Raw genomic sequence first — 10,338 nt, forward strand, 5'->3', positions numbered from 1 at the left:
ATGGGCTTTCTTGAGGAAACGACAAGGGAGATCCTGGAGTTCACAACGGAGGCGGTTTTTTCGGAGAGATACGCCCGAAAAGAGGGCCTTCTGCAGAAGCTTGACCCGAGGCTTAAAATAGCCTCACTCATCATTCTTGTAACAACGGTGGTATCCCTACGGGACATCGGGGTTATAGTTGCCTTTTACTTCCTCGCGCTGGCCCTGGCTGTTCTCTCAAGGCTCCCGGTGCTGGAGTTCACCAAAAGGGTTTGGGTCTTCATCCCGATTTTTACAGGGATAATCGCCGTTCCATCAGTCTTTATGCTCCCGGGAGAGAGCGCCTTCAGGGTTTTCGGCCTTACGGCGACGTGGGAGGGAATCCGCTGGGCTGTGCTCTTCACGATGAGAGTCGCAGCCGCCGTTTCCTACGCGGTGCTTTTCACGATGACGAGCAGGTGGAACGAGATAATATCAGCTTTGGCCTCATTCAGGGTTCCGGGGATGGTAATAACGATAGCAACCCTAGCCTATCGCTACGTTTTTCTCTTGGCTAAGCTCCTCCTCGATGCAATGCACGCTAGGCGCGCGAGGCTCGCCGGAGAGCTCGGAATGATGGAGAGCTGGAGGGAAGCTGGAAAGCACATAGGGGCGACCTTCATCAAGGCCAACGCCCTTGGGGAGGAGCTTTACTACGCCATGGTCTCAAGGGGCTACGTCAACGAAGTCCAACCGCTCGGGGAGTTCAGGTTTAAGGGCATCGACTACGCTTTCTCGGCATTGACTGCCCTAATAGTTCTCCTAACGCTGGCCTTCACGAGGGGATTGCCATGAAGGTTTACGAGCTTAGAAACGTTTCCTATCGCTATCCAACGGGCGAGTGGGCACTCAGGGGCATCAACATGGAAGTTACGAGGGGAGAAACCCTCGCGATAGTCGGGCCGAACGGAGCGGGCAAGACGACCCTCCTCAAGCTCATGGACGCGCTGATTATGCCAACGGAGGGGGAGATACTCTTCGAGGGGAGGCCGATAACCGAGGAGACAACGACCGACCGCGAGTTCCGGCGGAGGGTAGGTTTCCTCTTCCAGAGCCCTGACGTCATGCTCTTCAGCGCAACGGTGTTGGAGGACGTGGCCTTCGGCCCGGTTCACCTCTGGGGAAGGGAGAAGGGCCTGAGAAGGGCCAGAGAAGAGCTCAGAAAGCTCGGCATTGAAGGCCTAGCCGACAGGCATCCCTACAGCCTCAGCGGAGGGGAGAAGAAGAAGGCCTCGATAGCCTGCGTGACGAGCATGGAACCGGAGGTTCTGCTCCTCGACGAGCCTACGAGAGACCTCGATCTGAAGAACAGGAACTTTGTGTTGGATATGATAAGGCACTGGAAAGATAGAGGCATGACCGTTGTCGTGGTGACCCATGACCTCAGGCTCATCCGCCTAGCAGATAGGGTTTACGTTGTGAACAGAAAAGTGCTCTTCGAGGGAACACCGAGGGAGCTTTTCTCAAGGCCCGAGCTGATAGAGAGGGCAAACCTCGACGTCCCGGAGATAGTCAGGCTCTTCCACATGCTCGGACTGAAGGAAATACCGCTCAGCGTTGAGGAGGCCGTTGACATATTGAGAAGAAAAGGGTTCAGGCCCTGAGGGCCTCCTCCAAAAGACCAAGCCCCAGCTCAAGGTATTCCTTAGCCTTCTCCTCGCTTTTAGCTTCGCTGAAGACCCTGATTATGGGCTCAGTTCCACTGGCCCTGACCAGAACCCAGCCGTCGCTGAAGAGTATCTTTACCCCATCGGTTGTGTCTATCCTGTAACCTCTCTTCTCAGCAAGCTCGGCAACCTTGGCAACTATCGCCTTCCTGTCGCCTTCCACCTTTCTCTTCGTCTTGAACTGGTAGTACTTTGGCAGTTCATCGATCAGCTCGCTGAACTTCTTTCCGCTCTTGGCAAAGATTTCGACTATTTTAGCGGTCGTCATCGCCCCGTCCCTTCCCAGAACGAAGTCCGGGAAGATAACACCGCCGTTTTCTTCCCCTCCAATGGTGCCGTTGTGCTCAAGGAGAGCGCGGGCAACTATCAAATCACCGACCTTCGTTCGCATGACTTTGGCGTTGTTTCTTTTCGCTATATCGTCGAGAAGGTTCGAGGTGGCTATGGTAGTAACGAGAAGCCCGCCGCCCTTCTCTCTCAGAACGGCATCGGCAACGAGAGCAAAGGTCTTGTCGCCCTGTATGAAGCGACCGTTCTCATCTATGAAGACCGCCCTGTCGGCATCGCCGTCCTGCGCAACGCCGAAGTCCGCTCCAAGAGCCTTAACTATCTTCATGAAACCCCTGAGGTTCTCCTCGTTTGGCTCTGGATTTCTAGCTGGAAAGTGACCGTCTGGATGGGCGTTTACAGAGACAACCTTACAGCCGAGCTCTCTTAGCAGATACGGGAGTGTCAGCGAGCCGGCGCCGTTGGAGGTGTCAACGACGACAAAGGGTCTTCTCCTCCTTATCGCCTCGACGTCCACCCTTTCCTTTATCGCCTCGATGTAGGGCTTTATGATGTTTTCCTCCCTGACTTCGCCTATCTCGTCCCACTTAGCTCTATCGAAGTCCCCGTTGAAGAATATCTCCTCAACCACCGCCTCGCGCTCCTTCTTCAGCCCCATACCGTTTGGCTCAAGGAGCTTTATTCCGTTGTACTCCGGTGGGTTGTGGGAGGCGGTGATAACGGCTCCCCCGTCGGCGTTGAAGTGTGCTGTCGCCCACTGTATTGCCGGCGTTGGCGCTATGCCGACGTCTATGACGTCACAGCCAACGCTCAGCAAACCGCTGATTAAAGCGTCCTTGAGCATCTCACCACTTACCCTGGTGTCCCTGCCGACAACAACGAGGGGCTTTTCTCTGCCTTCCCTCTTGAGCATCGTTCCGAAGGCCATGCCCATCTTGAGGGCAAACTCCGGCGTTATCTTTTCGTTCGCTATTCCCCTAACCCCAAAGGTTCCGAAGAGCTTCCCCATCGAATCACCTCACATCAGGTCATTGCGCTCGCGAAGTTGAGTATTGCCAGAACGAAGATGTAGAGCCCGTAGACGAATGCACCAGCCTGGATGAGAGCCACCAGAACCTTCAGGGGCTTTAGTTTTCCCGAGAGCAGTGGAACTGGAAGACCAACCAGGACCGCCGCGAAGAGGTAGATAACAGCGTTCTTGAGGGCTATATAGTCAATGGGGACGTCAACCCCAGGGTACTTGAAGGTGACCTCCTGCCCGTTTACGGTGAACGTGAAGTCGGCATTTTGCAGGCCAACCACGAGCACGTAGGCCATTATGAGGACGAAAAGCAGTGTCGGGAGAAGGCTGAGGGAGAGGGAAGAGAGGGAGGAACTGAACCTCTCCCACGAGTCCGCACACTTTTCCTTCGCCATAATATCACCTCATTTTCTTCCAAAGTCATCCGCAAAGCGGACTATGTCGTCCTCGCCGAGGTATTCACCTATCTGGGTCTCTATAACTTCGAGGACGACCTTTCCGGGGTTTTCAAGCCTGTGAACTGTGCCGGCCGGTATGAAGGTGCTCTCCCCCGGCCTGAGGAGAATCTCCCTGTCGCCAATGCGAACCTTAGCAGTTCCCCTCACCACGACCCAGTGCTCCGAGCGGTGGTAGTGCATCTGGAGGGAAAGCTTCTTGCCAGGCAAAACGGTCAGGCGCTTTATCTTGTAGCGCTCGCCCTCCTCAAGGACGGTGTAGCTTCCCCAGGGCCGATAGGCGGTTCTGTGGACGATTGCCCTCTCGTCGTTCTTCTCCTTCAGAACCTTGTAGATTTCCTTGACCTTCTGGCTCTCGCCCTTCTTCGCCACGAGGAGGGCATCGTCGGTGTCGATTATGATGAGGTCTTCAACGCCCACCGTCGCGGTTAGGCGTTCGGCTATTATGAGGTTGTTCTTAGAGTTTACCCCGATGTGGTAGGCGTTTTTGCTCGTTATCCTTATGGCGTTCCCGTCTTCATCCTTCTCCAGAACCTCGTATATCGCGTCGAAACTGCCGAGGTCGTTCCAGTAGGTGTTGAGTGGAACAACGGCAGCTTTGTCGGTCTTCTCCATAACCCCGTAGTCAACGCTTATCTCAGGGGCCAGCTCGTAGGCCTTCTCTATGCTCTCCTCCTCGAAGGCCTTCACAAGCTCTGGCGAGTGTTTCTCCGCCTCCTCAAGGAAGAGCGAGGTCGAGAAGGCGAACATCCCGCTGTTCCAGTAGTAACCGCTCTCAACGTATTTCTTGGCCGTCTCAAGGTCTGGCTTCTCCTTGAACTCGGCAACGGTGTAGCCGAGCAAATCATCGCCTTCCTTGATGGCCTTGCCCGGCTTTATGTAGCCGTAGCCGGTGTGGGGCCTCGTCGGCTTTATGCCGAAGGTCACCAGGTAATCCCTGGCGAGCTTCTCCGCCCTGGCGAAAGCGGTCTCGTAGGCCTTGTTCACCTCAATCAGGTGGTCGCTCGGCAGAACTGCAACGACCGAGTCCCCGAAGGCCTCGTCTATCGTCTTAACCCCCCAGTAGATAGCGGGAAGGGTGTTCTTGCCAACAGGTTCAAGGAGGATGTTCTCGGGTGGAAGTTCAACGCCGAGCTCTCTCAGGTCGTCGAGAACCCTGAATTTGTACTCCCTGTTGGTGACCACGAATATCTCCGCCGGCCTTGAGAACTTGAGAGCTCTCTCAACGGTCTTCTGGAAGAGGCTCTTCTCGTCGAGGAAGCGGACGAACTGCTTGGGCATGAGTTCCCTGCTCAGGGGCCACAGTCGGGTTCCCTTCCCTCCAGCCAGAATCAGCGTCTTCATCCCATCACCTCCAGTAGTTCATCGATGGAGCTTATATTTTTAGCCTTGGCATGGCTAAGGTTTCCAACGATGAAGGCCCTATCGACAATCTCGAAGAGCGGGAAGTCGTTTTCCCCGTCGCCAACGGCATAGCTCTCGACCTTTCCAAGGCGCGAGTAGAGGCTGAGGATGACCAAAGCAGCCTTTCCCTTATCGGTGTTCCCAATGACATTGACGAACCTGCTCCCCCTGACGGCCCTAAGCCCCTTAGCTTCAAGCTCTTCCTCAAAGCCTTCCCTCGACCACCTGAAGATCGTCTCGCTGTACTCCCTCTGAAACGCCAAAAGAACGAGTTCCTCTGGGAGACCCGTGAAGGCCATGACCTCCTCCGGAGTCGAGTTCCCGTAGTATTTGAGGCCGTATTTTTCCGCGATATTGTCGAGGATGGCCTTTATTTTCTCGTACCTCTCGCCGAGCTCGATCACCGTGTAGCTACCTTTCCTAACCCCTTTCACCTCGAAGGGAAAGTAGCCGTCAGGTATGAAGACCGCGCTACCGTTCTCGACGATGAAAGGTTCCCTGAGCTTCCAAGCTCTTCTGTAGTACTCCTGCTCGGCCCTCGTCTTGGAGGAGTTGAGAACTATCTCGAAGCCCTTCTCCTTCAGGGAGCCTATGAACTCTCTAGCCGGCTCGGGCGAGTAATCCTCCCAAAGTAGGGTCTTATCGAGGTCGAGGAAGATAACCCTCATTTTCACACCTCGAACTTCAGGAGCGTGTCCGACTCGTTCTCGACCATTTCCATCCACTTCTTCACGTCCACCTCTCCGATGGGTGGCATGACCTTTGGCTTTGGTGGCTCCTCGTTCTCCCCCAAAAGGCCGTGTATCCTGAGGTCTTCAAGTATGGCATTCCTCAGCGATTCTGTGGCGAGCTCGGAGTGGTATATCGTCCCGAGCGAGCTGAGTATCATGTCCTTGACGTGCTCCTGCCCCTTGTCCTCGTGGAGGTGGGGGTTCAGCGTCTCTATCTGGAAAACCTCGACGCCTTGATCATAGATCTCCTTGAACTTCTCCCTCTCCTTCCACTGCCCGAAGGTCTCGAAGAGGTAGACCAGCTCGTAGGGCTCTATGGAGTAGCCGGTGGAGAAGGGCATGACATCCGCTAACTTCATGCTCATAGCGTGCTCGCCGGCGTTGCTCGTTACAATTATGCTCGTCTCGAAGCCCGTGGCAACGCCAAAGAGGGCGTTCATGTAGCGGTTCGTTATCTCGCTCACCCTACCCCACTTCTTGAAATACAAACCTCTCGTGCTCACCTTGGGCTTGTGGCGCCAGCTCAGCCTGACCATTGAGTACTCGCTCTCGCTCAGGAGGAAGCCAGCTGCATAGTCCTTCACGTACTCGTTTACCGAGCCGGGTATGTAGTTGTCCGCATCAACAAAGCCGACGTATTTTGCTCCAAGGGCCTTAGCAAGGAGCACCCCGATTATCATGCCCTCGCCTTTCCCGCTCCTCACGCTTTCACCGTCCAGTATTTCGGTGTAGCCGACCTCCCTGAATGCCTCCGCTATTCCCGGATCGCGCTGGTGAACCATGACTATCTTCGACTTCGTGAGGCTGTAGAAGTGCTTTACCAAGTCAACCTCCTGCTTGAAGACGTTGGGGCCTTCTCGTTTGCTGTTGGAGACTATTATGATGGGGCACTGGTGCGGAATGGCCTTGAGGACGCCGTCAACGAGCTGGAGCTTCTCGTTCTTCATCGGAACTACCACCGCGATGTCCTCAAGGGTTCGATAGATGTCCTCCCTCGGGATATTCTTAACCGTGAGCGAGCCGACCTCTTTGGTCTGGCTGTCGAGCTTGATGACCTTGAGGACCTCGTATATCTCCACCGCGCCGAACAGTTCCTTGTAAACAGGGGCCTCAAGCAGCAAGCTACCACCCCCAAAAAGTTTGAATACCAGAGGTAAATAAAAGAAAACTCCCTAAAAGGTTTTGCCTCGGCGGAGGGCGAACTCTCCCACGAAGGCGGAACTTGAGATGGTATCTCCTATTCCAACGGTTGATTTCGGCTTCGCCACTATCTTCGTCGGGACGAAGGCAAGCTGGTAGGAGTTGACCTCGGCTATGCCATCTTTCATGCCGTACTCCTTCGAGAGGGCATCCTCTACAGCTTTGACCTTCTCATTGACAGGAACGTCCATTGCTTTGACGATATCGTCTATCGAGCTGACATCGCCGAGCTTTGCCTTTGCCGCAGCTGCTAGAGCCGAGAAGAGAAGGGCATCTCTCACAAACTCACCTTTATAGTCCGTCAGGGCGAGGTAGTAGCCGTAAGTGTGGAAGTGTATCCTCTTCACGCCGGTTTTTTCAGCGAGCTTGAGCATGGCCTCGGTGACGGCTACCGGGTCGACGGGGTCGTGAGAGAGAAGCTTCTCAGCGAGGCCTTTCTCGCCCATTACCTCCATTACCGAGGCCAGCTCGACCTCGTTCAGGCCGACACTCCAGAACTTTCCGAGCAGATCAAGGATGGCTTTTCTCACAGTCTCATCTGGTGTGAACGCGAACTCAAGGTGGGCAGGGATACCCTTCTCATTCAGAACCTTAAGATGTTCCTCGACGATCTCCAAAGGCTCGCGGTAGTTTTCCTTCGTAAGCGCCTGAAGGCCACTGATTATCGCCAGCTCAACGCTTTCTACAATCTCCTCAAAGCGCTCCCTGAACTCGGGCCTTACGTAGACGTTCGAATTGTAGTCGTCGGCCGAGCCTATGAAGCGGTTCTCCCTCGGCGCCTCAAGGTCAAAAACGGTGAAGCCGCGCGGGAACTCGTAGATGTGGTGAATGCAGTTCTCCTCGTCTCCCGCGAACTCTTTCGGGTGAACGAGCTTTAGTTTTCCGCTTTCAACCTTTGGAACGTATATCGGGCCGTCCTTGAAAAGGCTCGCCTGAAGGCCGGAAAGCTGGGGGACGTGCGCTATCACCGGAACGCCGTAGACTCCGCCGAGGAGATTGGCCATTATGCCGACCTGACCGCCCATCCTGAGCTCGTCCCAGCCCCATTGCCTCATGTAGAAGCGCGTTGAACAGCTCTCGACGAAAAGTTCGGCCGCTTTTCCCCTCTTTATGCTCCAGAGGATCGAGCCGAGCAATTGCGGGATGTTCTCTATCCTTTTGGGGAGCCCATCGGCGTAGCGGAGAACTTCATCCTTGCCGGCACTCTCAACGCGCTTTTCAAGGTCTTTTCGCTCAAGGTACTTGACGGCATCTATGTTCGTGTTGTAAGCCAAGAGAACCCTTCCGGCGTTGCTTATGTTACCCCTAACCCTCTCGAAGGCAGAAGCGTAAAGGTTGTCCCAGACCACATGTATCACCGAGAGTGAAAAAAGAGGGGAGAACTAATAAGGGTTTCGCTCACTTCCAGCGCGGATTGTCGATGAGCTTAACTTCCCCGTTTTCCTCCACGACGAGCTTGGAGAAGCCCTTCTCCTTTATCGAGCCGTAATCGTGGCCTGCATCTGCCGGATAGACCGCGAGGAAGATGAACGGCTCGTCGCCCGTGTTAACCGTCCTGTGGGCCCAGTAGGGTGGAACGTAGACGACCGTTCCGGGCTCCATCGGAACCCACTCTGCCTTTCCTTCCGGCGTCTGGAGGAGCATTCCACCCCTCCCTTTGATGGCGTAGTATATCTCGGCCCTGTCGGGCTTGGCATGATAGTGGCCCTTGGTGAAGAAGAACTCCTTCCCGACCTTGCCGGGGTAGAGGACGGTCGTGGCAAAGTTGAGGTCGCCTTCCCTTTCCTCCTGTTCAATCGCGTAGACCTCGTAAACGACCGGGTCGTCCTTGAGGAGCTCGTTGTAGGCCTCCTCATCGAGGAAGTAGCCCTTGAGGTCGCTGAGCCTCCTGACGAGCCTCTTGGCCCCGGGAATAACTCCTGTCTCAAAGTCTATCTTAACTCCAAGGGGCATCTTGTACTCCATACCCATCACCGGAGAAGACTAACCGCGGGACTATTTAACCTTTCCCTTTTGTATCACCGGGAGGGATAAATCACTCAGCAGGCCTGACCTCAATCTTCTTGCCTATGACGAGCTCCGCGGCCCTGACTGCGGCGCCACCGCTCCCGACGGCTATCCTCACCTTGTCGGCCGGGACGTAAACGATTATTTTGTCGTCGGTCTCCTCTATTGCCACAATCTCAACGTTGAGCATCTTCCTCAGCCTGTCCCTCATAGCAATCCCCCACGAAAACTGGTCGAAGAAGGATATAAAAGTAACTACGCCCTCTCCAGCACTGACTAACTTAAATGATATTTTTACAAAGTTAGATGGTTAAGAGAAAAGCAAAGCGCTTCTGGAACAGCAAAATTTTTATCATGAGCATCAGGTAATACGCAGGTGGCCTAGATGACTAAAACTCTTAAAATCGACACAAGAAAAAAACCAACAGAGAACATCCCCTCAACAAGTAAAATAATTGAAGAAGCAATTACCGAATTAAAGATAGATGCACTTCTTGACAAACTCTTTGAGAAAGATGAGAGTGGAGAAGGTATAACCCCATCAAGGATCGCAAAAATGCTTGAAGAGAAAGCATTTGATATTTACAAGGAATATGAAAACCAGGTAAGGAAAGCATATCTCTCTGTTGGATATAGCCGAGAAAAACTTGAACAATCTTTTCAACAAGCTCGGTTCTCAAGAGGTGGAAAGACATTCGAGATAATCTTTACAAAATTGCTCAACAGGTTTAGAATCAAATACGACCGCAATAAAGTGATTAAAATCTATGACCACATCACAGAGGGAGAAAAACCCGATTTCATCATACCCTCTGCAAGGGCTTTTCTCAATGATCCTTCTTCGTCAATATTAATCACAGTGAAAAGGAAGGTTAGAGAAAGATGGAGGGAGGCAGTTGGTGAAGCACAAATTCTGAGAAATAAATTTGGAAATGAAATCAACTTTTGGTTCGTTGGGTTTGATGAAGAATTTACAATTTACTCAGCAATTGCAATGCTCGACAATGGAATTGACAGGATCTACGTCATAAATGGTAGATACGATAGTCTCATTGAAGAAATTAGGCGGATATCGTATTCTAATTTTGATAATGACAGGTACTTACTAAAAATCAGAAGGTTTTCAGACATTTTTGATGACATCATACAATTCATGAACGAACATAACGGAAAACAATTAACTAAACAATTAACTCTTGTGTAGTACAACAATATTTTCCTCCGCCATTGTTTCGACTGTCTCCCCTTTTTTATTTGAGGGAGAAACCCTATGAGGCATTCTTTTATTTGGAATAGCCCTCACATATGTTACCTCATGTTCATAACCAAAACTTTCGAATATCTCCACATAAATCTCATCAGTTGGTATCCGTATGCCCTTTACTGTCCTATTAGCAACCACAAAAACAACATAACCCCCATCATTTAGGACTTCATCGAGGTTTTTACTCGCTTTATAGAAGTCAATGAAATAGGATAACACCTCTCTCGCCCTCTTTTCGTCTTTCTCTGCAATTAAGTGAATTACCTCATCGAGTTTTTCTGAA

12 protein-coding genes are annotated in these 10,338 nt (G+C 52.6%); 3 read left to right on the forward strand and 9 right to left on the reverse strand.

What is annotated here, in order from left to right; all coding sequences use genetic code 11:
* Together cbiQ and MVC73_RS01185 are read left to right on the forward strand one after the other, a co-directional pair.
* Nucleotides 1–813 (forward strand): cobalt ECF transporter T component CbiQ, encoded by an 813-nt coding sequence (gene cbiQ / locus MVC73_RS01180; protein WP_297506162.1) that lies wholly within the window; start codon nucleotides 1–3, stop codon nucleotides 811–813.
* Nucleotides 810–1,622 carry an ABC transporter ATP-binding protein gene (locus tag MVC73_RS01185; protein WP_297506142.1) on the forward strand — a complete coding sequence of 271 codons (813 nt, stop codon included), beginning with the start codon at nucleotides 810–812 and terminating at the stop codon, nucleotides 1,620–1,622. The genes cbiQ and MVC73_RS01185 overlap by 4 nt, the downstream gene beginning before the upstream one ends.
* Here MVC73_RS01185 and glmM read toward each other — a convergent pair.
* From glmM to MVC73_RS01225, 8 genes are all read right to left on the reverse strand, one after another.
* On the reverse strand, nucleotides 1,612–2,982 hold the full coding sequence (gene glmM, locus MVC73_RS01190) for a phosphoglucosamine mutase (RefSeq protein ID WP_297506143.1): 1,371 nt from the start codon (nucleotides 2,980–2,982) through the stop codon (nucleotides 1,612–1,614). The genes MVC73_RS01185 and glmM overlap by 11 nt on opposite strands.
* 14 nt (nucleotides 2,983–2,996) lie before the next feature.
* Nucleotides 2,997–3,389: a hypothetical protein gene (locus MVC73_RS01195; RefSeq protein WP_297506144.1), complete on the reverse strand. Its 393-nt coding sequence runs from the start codon at nucleotides 3,387–3,389 to the stop codon at nucleotides 2,997–2,999.
* Nucleotides 3,390–3,398: 9 nt separating this feature from the next.
* On the reverse strand, nucleotides 3,399–4,793 hold the full coding sequence (locus MVC73_RS01200; protein ID WP_297506145.1) for a mannose-1-phosphate guanylyltransferase/mannose-6-phosphate isomerase: 1,395 nt from the start codon (nucleotides 4,791–4,793) through the stop codon (nucleotides 3,399–3,401).
* Nucleotides 4,790–5,521: a mannosyl-3-phosphoglycerate phosphatase gene (gene mpgP / locus MVC73_RS01205; RefSeq protein WP_297506146.1), complete on the reverse strand. Its 732-nt coding sequence runs from the start codon at nucleotides 5,519–5,521 to the stop codon at nucleotides 4,790–4,792. Before mpgP ends, MVC73_RS01200 begins: the two co-directional genes overlap by 4 nt.
* Before the next feature lie 2 nt (nucleotides 5,522–5,523).
* Entirely contained in the window at nucleotides 5,524–6,705 is a 1,182-nt protein-coding gene (gene mpgS, locus MVC73_RS01210) for a mannosyl-3-phosphoglycerate synthase (protein ID WP_297506147.1), read from the reverse strand.
* 51 nt (nucleotides 6,706–6,756) lie between these two features.
* The gene (locus tag MVC73_RS01215) at nucleotides 6,757–8,133 is read right to left on the reverse strand and encodes an ADP-specific glucokinase (RefSeq protein ID WP_297506163.1); all 1,377 of its coding nucleotides are present in this window, start codon (nucleotides 8,131–8,133) and stop codon (nucleotides 6,757–6,759) included.
* A gap of 49 nt (nucleotides 8,134–8,182) precedes the next feature.
* A complete protein-coding gene (gene pgiA, locus MVC73_RS01220) occupies nucleotides 8,183–8,749 on the reverse strand; it encodes a glucose-6-phosphate isomerase (RefSeq protein WP_297506164.1) in 567 nt (188 codons plus the stop codon).
* 70 nt (nucleotides 8,750–8,819) lie between these two features.
* A complete protein-coding gene (locus tag MVC73_RS01225) occupies nucleotides 8,820–9,002 on the reverse strand; it encodes a KH domain-containing protein (RefSeq protein ID WP_297506148.1) in 183 nt (60 codons plus the stop codon).
* A gap of 174 nt (nucleotides 9,003–9,176) precedes the next feature.
* On the opposite strand from MVC73_RS01225, the gene MVC73_RS01230 reads away from it, so the two are divergent.
* On the forward strand, nucleotides 9,177–9,995 hold the full coding sequence (locus MVC73_RS01230; protein WP_297506149.1) for a type II restriction endonuclease: 819 nt from the start codon (nucleotides 9,177–9,179) through the stop codon (nucleotides 9,993–9,995).
* On the opposite strand, the gene MVC73_RS01235 is transcribed toward MVC73_RS01230, so the two are convergent.
* A partial coding sequence (locus MVC73_RS01235; RefSeq protein ID WP_297506150.1) for a hypothetical protein occupies nucleotides 9,981–10,338 on the reverse strand: 358 nt, incomplete at its 5' end. The two genes, MVC73_RS01230 and MVC73_RS01235, sit on opposite strands and share 15 nt — an antisense overlap.

The sequence above is a fragment of the Thermococcus sp. genome, from assembly GCF_027052235.1.
Taxonomy (GTDB): Archaea; Methanobacteriota_B; Thermococci; order Thermococcales; family Thermococcaceae; genus Thermococcus.

What these genes read in the sequence shown, in the direction of transcription:
- MVC73_RS01195 (WP_297506144.1), bottom strand. Translation starts at nt 3,389, where the DNA reads ATGGCGAAGGAAAAGTGTGCGGACTCGTGGGAGAGGTTCAGTTCCTCC.
- glmM (WP_297506143.1), bottom strand. Translation starts at nt 2,982, where the DNA reads ATGGGGAAGCTCTTCGGAACCTTTGGGGTTAGGGGAATAGCGAACGAA.
- mpgP (WP_297506146.1), bottom strand. Translation starts at nt 5,521, where the DNA reads ATGAGGGTTATCTTCCTCGACCTCGATAAGACCCTACTTTGGGAGGAT.
- MVC73_RS01230 (WP_297506149.1), top strand. Translation starts at nt 9,177, where the DNA reads ATGACTAAAACTCTTAAAATCGACACAAGAAAAAAACCAACAGAGAAC.
- pgiA (WP_297506164.1), bottom strand. Translation starts at nt 8,749, where the DNA reads ATGGAGTACAAGATGCCCCTTGGAGTTAAGATAGACTTTGAGACAGGA.
- MVC73_RS01200 (WP_297506145.1), bottom strand. Translation starts at nt 4,793, where the DNA reads ATGAAGACGCTGATTCTGGCTGGAGGGAAGGGAACCCGACTGTGGCCC.
- cbiQ (WP_297506162.1), top strand. Translation starts at nt 1, where the DNA reads ATGGGCTTTCTTGAGGAAACGACAAGGGAGATCCTGGAGTTCACAACG.
- MVC73_RS01225 (WP_297506148.1), bottom strand. Translation starts at nt 9,002, where the DNA reads ATGAGGGACAGGCTGAGGAAGATGCTCAACGTTGAGATTGTGGCAATA.
- MVC73_RS01185 (WP_297506142.1), top strand. Translation starts at nt 810, where the DNA reads ATGAAGGTTTACGAGCTTAGAAACGTTTCCTATCGCTATCCAACGGGC.